Origin of the sequence: Actinomadura sp. 3N508 (assembly GCF_044326375.1) — a bacterium.
Taxonomy (GTDB): Bacteria; Actinomycetota; Actinomycetes; order Streptosporangiales; family Streptosporangiaceae; genus Spirillospora.
Map to the genome: position 1 here is coordinate 1,002,383 of NZ_JBIRAX010000002.1, position 16,702 is coordinate 1,019,084.

Below are 16,702 nucleotides of genomic sequence, written 5' to 3' on the forward strand. Positions count from 1 at the left end.
ACATAACTTCCGTGAGCTGGGTAGATGTAGGGCCTGACGACGCTTGGGACCCGACGGCTGGATGTGTGGAACATGCTCGAGGTCGAGGACATTCGGGAGTGGCGCGGCCACGATGTGATCGACGCGTCCGGGAGCAAGATCGGCGAGCTGGAGGCGGTGTACGTCGACACCGGGACCGACCAGCCCTCGTTCGTCACCATCAAGATCGGCCTTCCGACGCGGCAGCGCCTGGTGTTCGCGCCGCTCGCGGGGGCGGCGGTCGGGCCGGGGCATGTCCGGGTCGCCCAGGCGAAGAAGCAGGTCAAGAACGCGCCGTCGATCGATACGGACGGTGAGCTCCTCGCCGAGGACGAGCAGGCGCTCTTCGACCACTACGACCTGCCCTATGGAGCGGCCCCGAACGAGCGACGGCTGGCGCGTCGCTGATCGGCTGGTGGCGGGCCGGGGTGGCCGGCCGGTTCAGGGTTCCGGCGGCTAGCGTCCGTCGAGGAGGGGTCGGCGGGGGTCCCAGACGGTGCCGTCGCGGGCGTCGCGGCGGCGGCGGGCGATGCCGGACAGGGACTCCAGCACGACGCGGTTGGCCAGGGCGGACGTGATGTCGGCGTTGTCGTACGGCGGAGACACCTCGACGACGTCGATACCGGCGACGGGAAGTTCGTAGGTGACGCGGCGCACCGCGTCCAGCAGCTGCCGCGCGGTGAGGCCGCCGGGCTCGGGCGTGCCGGTGCCGGGCGCGTGCCCGGGGTCGCAGACGTCGATGTCGACCGACAGGAACACCCCGTCGCATTCGTCGGTGGCGATCTGGAACGCCTCGGTCAGGCATTCGTCCAGCCCGCGCGCGACGATCTCGGTCATCTCGTAGGACCGCATGCCCTGCTCGGCCATCCAGGCAAGCGTTTCCGGGCCGGGCCAGTAGCCGCGCAGGCCCAGCTGCAGGAACCGGTCGCCGCGCACCGCACCCGACTCGATCAGCCTCCGCATCGGCTGGCCGTGTCCCACCAGCGACCCGAAGGTGACGTCGCCGGTGTCGGCGTGGGCGTCGAAGTGGATCATCGAGACGCGGCCCGCGCCCAGATGCTGCGCGACGCCTGCCGCGTCGGGCCAGGCGATGGTGTGGTCGCCGCCGAGGATGAGGGGGATCGTGCCGGTCCGGGCCACGGTGTGCACGGCTTCTTGCAGGTCGCGGACGGAGCGTTCGGCATCGCCCGAGTACATCTCCACGTCCCCGGCGTCGTGGACCGTCAGGTCGCCGTGCAGCCCGTCCACGCGCAGCGCCAGCGACGGCCGCGACCCGTTGGACGGCAGGTAGCAGGTCTGCCGGATGTACCGCGGGCCGAACCGGGTCCCCGGCCGGTGGGACGTGCCGCCGTCGAACGGGGCCCCGAGAATGACCACGTCGGCGTCGGCGTACGTCGACGGATCCGACCAGGTGCAGCGCGGCACTCCCAGGAACGTGATGTCCGGGCCGAACTGCGGCCCGTACCGTCCCCGCTCTCTGGACGTCATCTGCGCTCCCCCGATCCGATGGCCCGGCTTCCAGCCATCAGCCACCCTGCCCGGGACGGCGAGATCTATGACATGCGCGTGGGTCGGCCTTAAGGTGGCCTCAGGGGCTCAGCGGCGGTACAGGGTCAGGGTCTTCTCGCCGATGCGTTCGCGGAGGGACGGGTCGTCCACGCCCTGGCCGTCGGACGTCGCGGCGCAGAGGACGGCGACCTTCCCGACATGCTGGTTCGTCTGGACGGCCCGGGTCGCCTCCCCGGCCTCGTCCAGCGGGAACACCTTCGAGAGCGTCGGGTGGATCATGCCGAGGCCGATGAGGCGGTTCGTCTCGACGGCCTCGTGGTAGTTGAAGCCGTGCGAGCCGATGATGCTCTTGAGGCGCATCCACAGGAAGCGGTTGTCGTATTCGTGCTGGTATCCGGTGGACGACCCGCAGGTGACGACCTTGCCGCCGCGCCGGGCGACGTAGACGGACGCGCCGAACGTCTCGCGGCCGAGGTACTCGAACACGATCCCCGGGTCCTCGCCGACGAGACGGCGGATCGCCTCGCCGAGCATCCGCCCGGCCTTCGGATGGCGGAAGCCCTGCTCGCCGAGGTCAAGCTCGCTGCGGTTGATGACGTGCTCGCAGCCCTGCGCCCGGACGATCTCCGCCTTCTCCTCCGACGACACGACACCGACCGGGATGCCGCCGCCGTTCCTGACCAGCTGCGTCGCGAACGAGCCGAGCCCGCCGGTCGCGCCCCAGACCAGCACGACGTCGCCCTGCTTCATCCGGGCGCCGTGCGACCCGACGAGCATCCGGTAGGCGGTGGCGGCGCACAGGGTCGTGGAGCCCGCCTCCTCCCAGGTGAGGTGCGCGGGCTTGCGCACCAGCTGGTTGGCCTTGACGATGCAGAACTCGCCGAGCGACCCGAAGTTCGTCTCGAACCCCCAGGCCAGCTGGGACTCCGACATCATGCCGTCGTCGTAGGAGCCGTGGTCCTCCTCGTCCACGTAGCACGGGGACAGGACGACCTTGTCGCCGACGTTCCAGCGCTTCACGCCGCCGCCCGTCCGGACGACGACGCCCGCGCCGTCCGAGCCGAGCACGTGGTACGGCAGGTCGTGGCGGGCGCCGTGCCAGCCCTGCCGCCCGAACCGCTCCAGGAACGCGAACGTCGGGACGGGCTCGAAGGTCGCCGACCAGACGGTGTTGAAGTTGATCGCGGCGGACATCACGGCGACGACGCACTCGTCCGGCGCCAGTTCCGGCATCTCGACCTCGCCGACGTGCAGCGAGCGCCGGACGTCCTTGTCGGCGTGCCCCTCGAAGATCCCGACCTCGTCCTTGCGGGTGAACGCGGCCCGGAACCGGGTCGGCAGCTCGATCTCCCGCAGCTCGGGCCCGCTCGCGCCGGACCGTACGGCTTCGAGGAGGGCGTGGGACGACGAGCCGTTCTGAGCAGCCATGGGATGTCCTTAGTCGGGGCCTTCAGCTGTCGGGGCCTTCAGCGGGCGGCGAGCCGGTGCTCCAGGTGGGCGGCGAGAACGTCCACGCCCGGCGGGTCGAGCAGGTTGAGGTGGTGCGCCCCGGGGATCGTGACGATCTCCAGGTCGGGGCAGAGGTCGCCGAAACCGTTCGTCTCGTCGAGTACGTAGCGGGCATCCCGGACGGCCCATGGGGTCTCCTCGGGCGCGCGGTACAGGATGACGCGGCCGTCGTACGGCCTGGGCCGGTACGCCTCCAGGGAACGGGTGTCCTGGTGGGACGTGAGCTGGTGGGTGAGCGCGGCCGGCGGGATGTGGTCCACGAGGGGCGCGGCCCGCTCCGCGACCAGCGCGAACTGTGCCTCCTCGTCCAGCCCGGACAGCTCCTCGTAGGTGAGCGTGACCTCCAGGCCGTACGTCTCGTTGATGTAGTCGGCGAACGCGGCGAACCGCCGGGCGAGCGTGTCGGACTCGTCGTCGACCGGCCGTGGCAGGCCCGCGTCGAACAGCGCCACGAACTCGACCTCGCGTCCGGCCCGCTGGAGCCCGCGTGCCGTCTCGTAGGCGAGGACGCCGCCGAACGACCAGCCGCCGAGCCGGAACGCGCCCTCCGGCTGCGCCTCCAGCAGATGCCGGACGTAGCGGGCGGCGCGCTCCTCCACGGGCGGCGCGTCCTCGAACCGCTCCAGCCCGAAGACCGGCTGGTCGTCGCCGAGCAGGTCGATGAGCGGGCGGTAACAGGCCGTCGTTCCGCCCGCCGGATGCGCGATGAAGAGCGGGCGGCGGTTCCCAGAGGGTTTCAGCGGGCGGACGGTCCGCCGCGCCGCCTCCTCGTCCGCGGCCCGGATGAACTCGGCGACATGCTCGGCCGTGGGGACGGCGAACAGCTCATCGCGGCCGACGGGCTCGGCCGCTTGGCGGGCCAGTTCGGTCTTGACGCAGGCCACGACCTCTTCGGCCTGGCGGTCCGCGCCGCCTAGTTCGTTGAAGAAGTCGGCGGTGACACCTACGCGATCGACGCCGAGAACGTCCTCGAAGATCCGGACGGCGAGACGCTCGGCGGCGTCGCGTGGCATGACGTACCCGGTACGCGGTGGCTCGGCCTCCGGCACGGCCTCCTGGTCTGGGGCGGGTGGAAGGCCCAGTTCGTCGGCTGCCCAATCCTCGAAAGCCTTGGCGCTCGCGCCGCGCAGCAGCACGGATGCGGGGACCGTCAGACCGAGGTCGTGCTCGATGCCGCTCTTGATCCGGACCGCGACGAGCGAGTCGAGGCCGAGATCCGTCAGCGGGACGGACGCGTCGAGCCGCTCCGGCGCGAACCCGAGAACGGCCGCGATCCTGTGCCTGACCTGCACGGCGACCATCATGCGTGCGGTCTCCGGATCGAGGCCGTCGAGCGCCGCCACCCCGGGCCAGTCGCCCGCGTCGCCCGCTCCCGACTCGTCCGCCGCAGCGGTCAGCGCGGCGAAGTACGGCATGCGGCGGATCTCGGGGAAGAGCCCGACCGCCGTGACCGGGTCGAAGCGCAGCACCCCGGTCGCGGGCAGGTCGTGGACGAGCAGCGCCTCCAGCGCCTCGTTCCCCTCCGCCGGGCTGATCGGGTCGATGGCGGTGACCGGTGCGTCGGCGGCTCCGCCGACCTGTGACCATGTGCCCCAGTTGATGGTGGTTCCCGGACGCCCGCAGGACCTCCGATACGCCATGAGCGCGTCGGCCGCGGCGTTCGCGGCGGCGTAGGCGGCCTGGCCGGGCGAGCCGAGCAGGGCGGCGGCCGACGAATGGAGCACGAACCAGTCGAGGTCGAGGTCCCAGGTGGCCTCGCTGAGCCGCCGCGCGCCGTCGACCTTCGCCGTCCACACCCTGTGGAGATCATCGGCGCCGAGGTCGTTGATCAGCCGGTCGTCGATGGCCCCGGCGCCGTGCACCACGCCGCACAGCCGCGTGCCGCCCTCCTGCGCGACCTGGACCAGACGCTCGGCGACACCGGGCAGGGCGACGTCGCCGAGCACGACACCGACGTCCACGCCTTCCTCGCGGAGCCGAGCGATGACCTTCTCGGCGTCGGTACCGGGGCCATGCCGCCCGGACAGGACGATGCGTCCCGCACCGCGCTCGGCCAGCAACCGCGCCGTGACCAGGCCGACGCCGCCGTACCCGCCGGTGATCACGTAGGCGCCGCCGCGCCGGACCATCCGCTTCGGCCGTGGCCCTGGCCGTGGGCTTGGCGTGTCGGGGAGGGTGGCCCGCGCGAGCCGCGCCTCGTATCGTGTGCCGCCGCGCCAGGCGACCTCTCGCGCGTCGCCATCGCCGAGCAGATCCTCGACCAGATCGGCTGGACGGTCCACGTCCACGTGCGTGGCCCGCTGGACGGTCCGCTCGAACGCCATGACCCGGGTGAGCGCGCTGACGAAACCGTGGCCGGGCTCGCCTCGCTCCCCGTCCTGCACGGGAACCGCCCTACACGTCGCGATGTATAGGCGTGGGCCGTCCGGAAGGGAACGACTCACGCGCGCGACGGTCAGGACCAGCTCTTCATCCACCAGCTCAGCGGACGGGACGAGAACGACGCCGTCCATGGGCGGGTGCTCGCCCGGTGGCCAATCCGCCAGCGAATGGCGGACGACCGTCCTGCCTCGTCCCTCCAGCCCAGCGGAGACCGCAGCGGCGAGCGCATCATCCTCATCGGCCAACACCGTCCACACACCCCCAGATGTGTCGGCCCTCTGGAGTGGTGCCGCATCCCAGACGCGTTCGACCAATTTCTCCGCGAGCGGCACCGGAATGTCATGGCGCTCAACGCGGCGCAGGGAAATCCCCGTGGCCTCCACTAGAACCTGGCCGTCCGCCGCAAGGAGAGCCATCGACCCTGTCATGGCGCTGTCGTCGTCCCGGACCACCGTCGCCTGGACGTGCCCACCCCGATGGGTCGGCCCATACACGCGAAGCGAACCGATCGCCTCGGCTACCCACACCCCATCGGACACACCGGCTTCGGTGACCAGGGCGGAGAGGCAGCGGTGGAAGACCTCCGGGTGGAGTCTGTAGTGGCGGCTGCCGCGCTCGGCGGGGGCTATCCCCGTAGCGGCTCCCGGGCCGCCGGACGATGCCGGGGCGCGGTGGTCGACGCCGACGTTCGCGCTGGCCAGGCGCGTCCAGGTGCCCGCCGGTGTCAGCGCGTGGACCTCCACCCGCTGCTCCGCCTCCGCGAACGTCGTCGTCACCGTCGTGTGATCGGCGAGCGCGAGCGGCCGCTCCAGCCGCAGGCCGTCGACGCGGACGTCGTCCGTCCCGAGCGCGATGGCCCCAGCGGCCAGCGCCATTTCCGCGAACGCCGCCAGCGGCAGGGTGTGGAACCCGTGGACGGTCAGCCCGTCGAGCCACGGCTGGGCGGCGATTCCTACGTCGGCGCGCCAGGCGTGCCTGTCCTCGCCGGGCAGTTCGACGTGCGTGCCGAGGAGCGGGTGCTCATCCCGTTGTCCGGCCGGCCATGCGCGCTTCGGCAAATCGACCCAATGCCGCTCATGCCGCCATGGCGCCTGCGGGACGTCGATGATCCGTCCACCTGCGGGCTCGGCGACGGCGACCGCCTCGCCACGTGCGGCCAGTGCGGCGACCTGGGCGTGGAACGTCAGGGTGTCGTCGGTCTCCACCCCCTCCGGGGCCCGCTTGAGGGTGTGGGTGACGAGTGCGCCCGTCCCCTCAAGGGTCTCCGCGACCGCGTGGGCGAGGATCGGGTGGGCGTTGACCTCGACGAACGTCCGGAAACCGTCCTCGGCGGCCGCCGCCACCGCATCGGTGAGCCGGACGGCGTTCCGCAGGTTCGCCGCCCAGTGATCAACCCCCAGACCTCCGCCGCCGCCGCTGCGCCCGCCCGAGTCCAGGAGCGCGCGGGGATCGTCGAGGGCGGTGGTGTAGAGCCTGATGCCGTCGGCGAAGGGCTCGCCCCGCTGAGCACCCACCCCGGCGAGCAGTCCGCGCAGGTCGGGCAGGAGAGCGTCGACTTGAGGGGAGTGTCCGGCGCCCTCGGCTTGGATCGTCCGGGCGAGGCGTCCCTCCGACTCCGCCCGCCGGACGATCTCGGCGACCTGACCGGCGTCGCCCGTGACGACGGTCTGCCTCGGCGCGGCATGGACGGCCGCGTACACCTCGTCCAGCCCCTCCCCGAGGCGCGCGACCTCGCTCGCGGACGCGCCCAGGACGGCCATCGCACCGCCGCCGACCAGCCGCGACAGCAACCGCGAGCGACGGCAGATCACGCGGACGCCGTCCTCAAGGGTGATCGCCCCGGCGACGACCGCCGCCGCGACCTCGCCCATCGAATGGCCGATGACCGCGCCCGGTGCGACGCCGTACGACGTCCACATACGGGCCAGGCCGATCTGGATCGCGAACAGTACCGGCATGGTTTCCGCGGGGCCGCCGTCCGGTTTCCGCCCCTCCTCAAGGAGTGTCCACAGGCTGGGGCCGTGCTCGTCGGCGAAGAGCCCGTCCAGGTCGTCGATGGCTTCGGCGAATGCGGGCTCCTCCTCCAGCAACCGCTGCGCCATTCCTGCGCGCTGCGCCCCGTAGCCGGAGAACACCCACACGGGACGGCGGCCAGGCGCACCGAGCGCCGTGCCGCTCACCACACCGGGGTGTGGACGTCCTTCGGCGAGAGCAGCCAGCCCGTCAACGAGGCCCGCCTGGTCCCGGGCCACAACAGCCGCGCGGGCTCGGCCACGACCGTTGCGCCGGTGCAGTGTGCGCGCCAGGTCGGAAAACTTCAGTTCTTGGTCGGGGAGCCATTCGGCAAGAAGGGCGGCGTGGTCGCGTACGCGGTCGTGGCTGGCGTCGGACAGCGAAAACGTCCTCACAGCACCCGGCCGGGTTGCCGTTTCCAGCCGGACCTGCGCGGGCGCCTCTTCCAGCAGGACGTGTGCGTTCGTCCCGCCAAAGCCGAACCCGGAAACGCCGGCACGCGCGGGACGCCCCCTCTCGGGCCACGGCATCTCATCCGCCACCACCGCGATACGCAATTCATCAAACGGAATGTGGGGGTTGGGCTCTTTGAAATGCGCGCTCGGCGGGATGACCCGGTGCTGCAACGCCAGGACGGTCTTGATGAGCCCGGCCATGCCCGCCGCGGACTCCATGTGTCCGAGGTTGGATTTGGCCGAACCGAGCAGCAGAGGGGCATCCGATTCACCGCGCCCCGCGCCGAGAACATCGCCGAGTGCCTTCGCCTCGATCGGGTCGCCCAGGAACGTCCCCGTCCCGTGGGCTTCGACGTAATCGACCTCTCGCGTGTCGACGCCCGCAGACCTGTAAACGTGCCGCAGCAGCGCCCGCTGCGCCTCCGAATTCGGGGCGACGAGGCCGTTCGATCGTCCGTCCGAGTTGACGCCGGAGCCCCGGATGACGGCGAGGACCCGGTCGCCGTCCCGGACCGCGTCCGGCAGCCGTTTCAGGACGACGGCGCCGCACCCTTCCGCGCGGACCATCCCGTCGGCGGACGCGTCGAACGGCTTGCAGCGCCCGTCCGCCGCCGTCCCGCCCGCGAGGTCGAACGTCATCGTGACCGCGGGCGAGAGCAGGACGTTCACGCCGCCCGCCAGCGCCACGTCCGCCTCGCCGCTCCGCAGCGCCCGCACCGCGAGATGCGCCGCCACCAGCGACGACGAGCATGCCGTGTCGACGATCATGCTGGGGCCGCGGAGGTCGAGCAGGTACGACAGCCGGTTCGCGATGACGCTCAGCGCGGCGCCCGTCGCGGTGAACGGTTCGAGGGACGCCAGGTCGGACGCGGTGAACGCGGCGTACTCGGGCGCGGACACGCCGACGAACACGCCGGTTCGGCTGCCGCGCAGCGACGCCGGGGCGATCCCGGCGTGCTCGAACGCCTCCCACGCGACCTCCAGGACGAGCCGCTGCTGCGGATCCATCACCGCCGCCTCGCGCGGCGTGATGCCGAAGAATTGCGCGTCGAATTCGGCGATGTCGTGGAGGAAGCCGCCGAGCCGGGTCGTTCTGGCGAGCAGGTCGCCGACTTCTGGGGAGCCGTCGTCGAATGCGTCCCAGCGTCCGTCCGGCACTTCCCGAATCGCGTCGCCGCGCCCGGTCAGGAAACGCCAGTATTCCTCGGGGCCGGTCAGGTCGCGGTCGCCGCCGGGAAAGCGGAGACCGATGCCGACGACGGCCACCGGCACATCGTCCGCGGCCACTGCCGTGCGCGCCGGCACGTCCGCCGATTCCGGGGCGGTGGCGATGTCACCCGCACCGGCCAGCGCCGCGGAGAGCCGGTCGATGGTCGGATGCTCCCAGACGAGGGTAGCGGGAAGGGAACGTTCCAGCAGTTCCTCAAGCTCGCCCGCGATCGCGACCGCGTCCCGCGAGGCCAGCCCGAACTCCTCCAGCGGACGGTCGGGATCGACGTCGGCGACGGCGATCCCGGAACGGCGGGCGATCTGCTCGATCAGGTATCGGCGGATCGATTCCGCGCCAATCCGGGTCGCTTCCCGCTCGGCTTCGGAGGAACGATCGTTGCTCTGCATGCGGTGGGTTCCCCCCATGAAACCGGATCGGTCGCGGAGGCGGGGGACCCACCTTGTCCTACGCCGACCGGCTCATGATGCGCATCCAGGCCACTTTTCTCATCCACTCCTTGTCACGGCGATGACAAGACTCAGCGCGGCCATTGTGGCCTGATGGGACGGTTCAGAGCAGTTCAGGGCAGTTCAGGAACACAGCCGAGCGACGAGTAACGAGTAACCAGATATCAACCAATAGTAACAATTGCTCGTTGAAATATGGGACAGTGACCCAGGGCCGGTACCGGTGGACGCTCGCGGTGGTGGCCGTCAGCGCATTCATGATCACCATGGACAACACGGTGGTCGCGAACGCCCTGCCCACCATCATGAGCGACCTCGGCATGTCCGACTCCGCCAAGGACTGGGTCGCGTCCGGCTACATCCTGACGTTCTCCTGCCTCATGATCGCGGGAGGCCGGCTCACCGACGTGTACGGCTGCCGCATCACCTTCGTGTCCGGGATGGCGGTGTTCACGGCCGCGTCCGCCATCTGCGGGCTCGCCCCCGACTCCGCGACGCTGATCCTCGCGCGCGTCGTGCAGGGCGCGGGCGCCGCGCTCGCCCTGCCCGCGACGCAGGTCATGGTCACCGTCGGACGCACCGACCGGCAGCGCTCCCTCGGCACGATCGTCTGGGTCGGCGCCGCGTCCGGCGCCATCGCGCTCGGCCCCGCCATCGGCGGTCTCATCGTCCAGCGGTGGAGCTGGGGCTGGATCTTCCTCATGAACCTCGCGCCAGGCGCGCTGGTCATCCAGCTCGCCCTCGCCGTCCTCACCGGCGCGGGCGCCACCCCCCGCAGCGCTCGCGCCGCTCGCGTCGACCTGCCCGGCGTGCTGATCTCCGCGACGATGCTGTTCGCGTTCGTCTACGGGCTGGAGTCCGGCGGCCGGTACGGGTGGACGGACCCGTCCGTCCTCGCCGTCTTCGCGCTTGCCGCCGTGGCCCTCGCCTGCTTCGTCGTCGTGGAGCGCTGGGCCCCCGACCCGATGATCGACCTACGGCTCTTCCGCAACCGCGTCTTCACCGGCGGCCTGCTCTCCCAGATGCTCTACGGCATCGGCTTCAACGGGATGATCTTCTATTCGGCCACGTTCCTGCAGCGTTTCCTCGGCTTCTCCGCGCCGGAGGCGGGCCTGGTGATGCTGCCGCCGGCCATCGCCATCATGGTGCTGACGCCGGTCGCGTTCTGGCTGGCCGCCAAGCTCGGCCCCCGGCCCACCGTCGGCGGCGGCCTCGCTTTGATGGCCCTCGGGATGTTCCTCTTCTCCACCCTCCGGCAGGGCGACGGCCACGCCGACCTCATGCCGGGCGTCATGATCGTCGGGGTGGGGGCGGCGCTGGGGATGCCGCTGGTCATGTACGTCCTGAAGGCCGTCCCGGAGCACCGGGCGGGGGTCGCCGGCGGGGTCATCAACGTCGTCCGGGAGGCGTCCGGCGCCTTCGGCATCGCGATCATCGGCCTGCTGGTCCACCACGTCCCCGAGCGGGGCGCGACCGCCGCCGACCTGGAGACCTTCCGCGACGGCACCGCCGCCGGACTCGTGCTCGGCGCGGCCCTAGTCCTGCTCGGCGCCCTGATCAGCGGCCTCACCCTTCCCCGACGCCGCCGCCACGGCCACGGCCACGGACGTCCAAGCCCGAAACACGGCAAGAGGTCCCTCGACGACGAACCGGCGGCGAATCCGCAGCCGATGGCCGCAACGACGCCCGGCAGGCTCACATGAGCAGGATCGTGATCTTCGCGGCGGGGTCGCGGGGCGACCTCCAGCCCTGTGTCGCGCTGGGGAAGGCGCTGCGGCGGCGCGGCGACGAGGTCCGGCTCGTGGCGAGCGCGCGATACGCGACGATGGCGACGGCCGCCGGAATGGAGCTCGCGCCGCTGACGGCCGATCCGACGGAGATCCTCGAATCGGACGCCGGGCGGGAACTGCTGGCCGGGGGCCGGAATCCGGTGAAGTTCCTGAGCGGCTTCCGGCGAATCCTGGGCCCGATGGCCGAACGGCTCCTAGCCGAATGCACGGACGCCTGCAAGGGCGCCGACCTCATTCTAGGCCCCACTTTTTGCTACCTTCCAATGCATCTCGGCGAACATCTCAACGTCCCATGGGGGTTGATCCATTTCCAGCCGAGTCAGCCGACAAGCGCGTTCCCGCACCCGCTCGTTCCACAGGCGCGGCTCCTCGGCGGATGGGGAAACCGGATGAGTTATCTGGCGGTCGAGCAGATCGCCTGGCAATTGTCGCGGCCGTTCATCAATCCCTGGCGGGCCGAGGCGCTCGACCTCAAGCGGCTGCCCCTCCGGGGCAGATTTTCCGACGGCGCCCACCCTCCGCGCGGCGGCCCCGTCCTGGCCTGCTTCAGCCCGGTCGTAGTCCCGCGCCCGAAGGACTGGCCGTCGCACGTCACCATGACGGGCTACTGGTTCCTGGACGAGAACGGCTGGGAGCCCCCAAAGGATCTGGCCGATTTCCTCGCGGCCGGACCACCACCGGTGTACGTCGGGTTCGGGAGCATGGTGCCCGAGGACGCCGAGCACACAGGGCGGACGGTCCGGGCGGCGCTGCGGCTGGCCGGGGTGCGGGGCGTCGTGCAGGGCGACCCTGAAACGTCCGACGAGCGCGTATTCGCCGTCCGGGACGTCCCCCATTCGTGGCTGTTCCCGAGAATGGCCGCAGTAGTACACCACGGCGGCGCGGGAACGACAGCCGCAGGCCTCCGGGCGGGAGTCCCAAGCATCATCTGTCCATTCTTCGGAGACCAGCCGTACTGGGGAGAACGCATCGCGTCCCTGGGCGCAGGCCCCGACCCGCTACCCTTCCGGACATTGACCGCGCCACTCCTCGCATCCAGGCTACGGCGCACGCTCGTGAACGAGAAAATCACCGCCCGGGCAGCCGAGTTGGGCCAACGCATCAGACTCGAAAACGGAACCGAACGCGCCCTGCGAGTAATCGACTCGACGATCCAAGCCACCGGATACTGACGCAACACGCGACTCAATGGGCGTCAGGGCCCGGAGGGGGACGTTCCCAGTTGAGGGTGTAGGGAAAAGGCTGCTCGTCCGGAAGCGGAGGCGGGACGGCCACAGGAGCGGAGGTGGAGGCGGGGTCGAGAGCGGTCGCGGCGGCGGTGTGCTCGCGAAGGTCCATACGTGCGTGCAGCCCGCTGAGAATGCCCGGCAGCCACCAGTTGGCGGCGCCCAGGAAACGCATGGTGGCCGGGACGAGGAGAGAGCGGACGAGCACGGCGTCCACGACGACGGCGACGAACATGCCGACGCCGATGAGTTTCACGACGGTGATGCCGGCCGTGCTGAACCCGGCGATGACGACGAGGAAGAGCAGCGCGGCGCTGGTGATGACGCCGCCGGTGTGCTGCATGCCGGACGCGACCGCCGCGCGGTTGTCGTGCGTGCGGTCCCATTCCTCGCGGATGCGGCTGAGGAGGAAGACCTCGTAGTCCATGGACAGACCGAAAACGACGGCCAGGATGAGAATCATGCTGGTGGCCTCGACGCCACCGGTAGGCGTGAAGTCGAGGACGCCCGTGAGGTGCCCGTCCTGGAAGCCCCACACGATCGCGCCGAACGACGCGCCGATCGACAGCACGTTCATGACGATGGCCTTCAGCGGCAGGACGAGCGAGCCGAAGAACATGAAGAGGAGGACGAACGTGGCGAGCCCTACGACGAGCATCATCTTCGGCAGGGTGCGCAACAGGCTGGACATCAGGTCCATCTGCGCGGCCGTGATGCCGCCGACATCGATGTGCATCGGATAGCCGTCCTTCGACAGGCTCATCCTGCGGATTTCGGTGACGATGTCCTGGGCGTGCTGGTCCATCGGCTCGTATTTGTGCGTGACGGAGATGCGCACGCCGCCGTACGTCCCTGAATAGCCGGTGAACTGGGCTTCGGTCACACCGGGGAGCGTTCCAAGGCGTTTCCTGAAGGCTTCGAGGTAGGGCGGGATGGGGTCGCCCTTACCGGTGGGCGTCCAGTTGCGCGGAATGAGGTCTCCGGAGACGACGACGTCGATCGGCTCAGCAGACCCGTTGGGGAAGTCCGCCCTGAGTGCCTCCACGACAGCGCGCGAGGAGCTGTCCTTGGGCAGCACGCGGGCGTCCACGCTCCCGAACTGGACGTGCAGGAACGGCCCGAACATCACTCCCAGGATGACGAGGACGACGGCGAAGTACGGCAGCGGATGCTTCATCACGCTGTGGCCGAGCCGGTACCAGAACCCGGTGTCGGTCCTCTTCGCTCTGGATCGCCGCCGCCAGGGCATCTGGCCGAATTCGACGCGCGGGCCTAGGAGGGCCAGGAGCGTCGGGAGCAGGACGGTGGCTCCGAACACGGCGACCATGACGGTGGCGATGCCCGCGAGCCCGATCGTCCGGAGGAACATCTGCGGGAAGAGCAGAAGTCCTGCGAGAGCAGCCGACACGGTAACGCCGCTGACCACGATGGTGCGCCCGGCGGTCGCCATGGTCGCGGCCAGGGCGTCCGGTGCGGCTAGGCCACGGGCGGTTTCCTCACGGAAACGGCTGATGATGAACAGCGAGTAGTCGATAGCGAGGCCGACGCCCATCATCGTGACGACTTCCAGAGCGAAGGACGTCACGTCCACGGCATAGGTCACCACGTGCAGGACGGCGAGCCCGCCGATCATCGAGAAGAAGCCCACGACCAGCGGCAGCAACGACGCCGTCAAGGCACCGAACAGGACGACGAGAAGGATGAGCAGCGGCAGGGCCGTGATGGCCTCCGCCCGGACGATGTCATCGACGACCTGCTGCCCGAACTCCTCCCCGAGAGGAATGTTGCCGCCGACCTGGACGTCGAGCCCTGGCGCGGCCAGACGCTCCTTGACGGCGTGATAGTTCTCGACCTTGGCTCCGACATCCTTGCCTCGCAGCTTCACCGAGACGAACGTCGAACGCCTGTCGCGGGACGCGAACGAATGCGCGGCCTTACTGTCGAACGACCAGTACGTGATGACTTCTTCGACGTTGCCCTTGGGCAGCCGTGCGACGGTGGACCTCACGCTGGCCTTGTAGCGCGGGTCGTCCACCGTCATGGTGTCGCTGCTGTAGAGGACCAGGACGTCGGGGTTGGTACTGCCGAAGTAGGTGGAGCCGAGTTCGGCGACGAGGGTCGAGGACGCGTCCGGGTCCTCGAAGCCGCCCTCCTTGAACTTGGAGAGCACGCCGAGGCCCCACACCCCGGCCAGCGCCGTCATCACCAGGATCAGGACAAGGCTGGTCCACCGGCGTCGGTGGATGAGACGCCCCAGCCCCGAAAGCATGTTCCTCCTGCGGCTACCCGCGAGACACCAGGCGAGCGGCGGTCGTCGCCAGGTCGCCGTCCAGGTAACGCCGCCGCGTGGCAGCACGTGCGATCTTGCCGCTGGACGTGCGCGACACGCCACCCGGCTCCACCAACACGAACTCGTGGACGCTCATCTCATGCTGGACGTTGATGGCACCCCGTACCGCCGTCTCGACCTCGTCCACGTCCAGCCGCCCAAGAGGAACGCGACGGTTGCGTTCAGCGACAACGACCAGCCGTTCTGTCTCCTCCCCAGGCAAGGCGAACGCGGCGACGTGATCGGGCCGGACGGCTGGGTGCGCCTCCTGCGTAGTCACCTCGATGTCCTGCGGATAGTGGTTGCGGCCGTCCACGATGATGAGGTCCTTGATGCGGCCTGTCACGTACAGCTCGCCCTCATGGACGACCCCATAGTCGCCGGTCTTCAACCAAGGCCCGACAGGCAGAACGCCACCCCCGGACAGCTCTCCGCAGAACGTCGCCTGGCTGCGTTCAGGATTCCGCCAGTAGCCGGCCGCGACGTTCGGCCCATGCACCCAGATCTCGCCGACCCGGCCGTCCGGCAGTTCCGCACAGGTCTCGGGGTCGACGATCGCCACGATCTGCCCGCTGGGACGCCCGCACGACACCAGCGAGCTGGCCCGCTCGGAACCCTCGTCGCAGAGCCGCAGGTCACCATGCGTGAGCGCGTCCCTGTCCGCCGAGACGACCTTCGGCGGGACGTTCTCCGCCGCCGCCGTGACGAACACGGTCGCCTCGGCCAGCCCGTATCCCGGTGCCTGCGCTCCCGGCCGCAGACCGGCCGGCGCGAACGCGTCCGCGAACATCGCCAGCGTGGACGGACGGATCGGTTCCGCACCGTTCAGGCACGTCGTCAACCCGGACAGGTCGAGTTCAGCGATCCGCTCCGCCGCCGCATGGCTCGTGACCTGGGACGCGACGTACTCGTACGCGAAATTGGGCCCGGCCGTGTAGACGTTCTTGCCCGGACGCTCGGCGATGAGCCGGAGCCACCGCATCGGGTTCATGATGAACGAGACGGGGTCGGTGTAGATGGCGTGGTCGCCGTGCACCAGCGGCAACGCCATGGTGGAGATCAGCCCCATGTCATGGAACAGCGGCAGCCAGCTCACCAGCTCTGGGTCGGGCTTCTCCGGCGCCCATCCCGCCCACAGCTGAGCCGCGTTCGCCGTCACGTTCCCGTGGGTGATCTCCACTCCGGCGGGGCGGCGCGTAGAGCCGGACGTGTACTGCAGATAGGCGAGGTCGTCGAAAGCAACCGCCTCGTCCTGCCACTGCCTGGCCAAGGAGAGATCCACCTTGTCGGCGAAGACGAGTTCATTCGGCTGCGGGACGTCGTGGTCGGCCAGGAACTTCTCCACATGCGGGAGCGCGCTCCGCGTCGTGACGATGACCGCCGGCTCCGCATCGGTGTAGGCGCCGATGAGCCGTTCGGCGTGCCCCGGCAAGTCGGGCGAGAACAGCGGCACCGCGATGACGTGCGCGTGCATGGCGCCGAGCATCGCCATCATGTATTCGAGCGTCTGCGGCATGAGCAGCGCGGCCCGTTCACCCGGCCCGGCCACCGCGCGCAACGCGACGGCCATCGCCCGCGCCCGCCGATCCGTCTCGGCCCAGGTCGCCATGACATGCGCCCCAGCCGGATGGGCCGCGTAGTCGACGAAGGTGTAGGCCGGGGCGTCCGGCTTCTCTTGCGCCCACCGTGCGACCCGCTCGATCAGCGGGATGCGGCCGGAACCGCCCGGCAGGAGTTCGGGAAGCAGCGACCCCAAAGCCATCGATCATTCTCCCGAGGGACGGGCCAGGCGGC

General features: G+C 70.2%; 8 protein-coding genes. 3 read left to right on the plus strand and 5 right to left on the minus strand.

Annotated elements, in window-relative coordinates:
- The first annotated feature begins 72 nt into the window (after positions 1-72).
- Positions 73-426: a PRC-barrel domain-containing protein gene (locus ACH34S_RS10885; RefSeq protein WP_395952374.1), complete on the plus strand. Its 354-nt coding sequence runs from the start codon at positions 73-75 to the stop codon at positions 424-426.
- 48 nt (positions 427-474) lie between these two features.
- Here ACH34S_RS10885 and speB read toward each other — a convergent pair whose 3' ends face one another.
- From speB to ACH34S_RS10900, 3 genes are all read right to left on the minus strand, one after another.
- The gene (gene speB / locus ACH34S_RS10890) at positions 475-1,506 is read right to left on the minus strand and encodes an agmatinase (protein ID WP_395952375.1); all 1,032 of its coding nucleotides are present in this window, start codon (positions 1,504-1,506) and stop codon (positions 475-477) included.
- A 108-nt stretch (positions 1,507-1,614) separates the two neighbouring features.
- Positions 1,615-2,955, minus strand: coding sequence for a crotonyl-CoA carboxylase/reductase (gene ccrA / locus ACH34S_RS10895; RefSeq protein ID WP_395952376.1), 1,341 nt, complete (start codon positions 2,953-2,955; stop codon positions 1,615-1,617).
- A gap of 38 nt (positions 2,956-2,993) precedes the next feature.
- Complete coding sequence (locus tag ACH34S_RS10900; protein WP_395952377.1) at positions 2,994-9,503, minus strand: SDR family NAD(P)-dependent oxidoreductase; 6,510 nt, start codon at positions 9,501-9,503, stop codon at positions 2,994-2,996.
- 248 nt (positions 9,504-9,751) lie between these two features.
- Between ACH34S_RS10900 and ACH34S_RS10905 the strand changes: the two genes are divergently transcribed.
- Entirely contained in the window at positions 9,752-11,266 is a 1,515-nt protein-coding gene (locus ACH34S_RS10905) for an MFS transporter (RefSeq protein WP_395952378.1), read from the plus strand.
- Positions 11,263-12,525: a glycosyltransferase gene (locus tag ACH34S_RS10910; RefSeq protein ID WP_395952379.1), complete on the plus strand. Its 1,263-nt coding sequence runs from the start codon at positions 11,263-11,265 to the stop codon at positions 12,523-12,525. Before ACH34S_RS10905 ends, ACH34S_RS10910 begins: the two co-directional genes overlap by 4 nt.
- Before the next feature lie 13 nt (positions 12,526-12,538).
- Here the strand turns inward: ACH34S_RS10910 and ACH34S_RS10915 are convergent, their stop codons facing one another.
- The gene (locus ACH34S_RS10915; RefSeq protein ID WP_395952380.1) at positions 12,539-14,848 is read right to left on the minus strand and encodes an MMPL family transporter; all 2,310 of its coding nucleotides are present in this window, start codon (positions 14,846-14,848) and stop codon (positions 12,539-12,541) included.
- A gap of 13 nt (positions 14,849-14,861) precedes the next feature.
- A complete protein-coding gene (locus ACH34S_RS10920) occupies positions 14,862-16,670 on the minus strand; it encodes a fatty acyl-AMP ligase (protein ID WP_395952381.1) in 1,809 nt (602 codons plus the stop codon).
- Between the last annotated feature and the right edge of the window lie 32 nt (positions 16,671-16,702).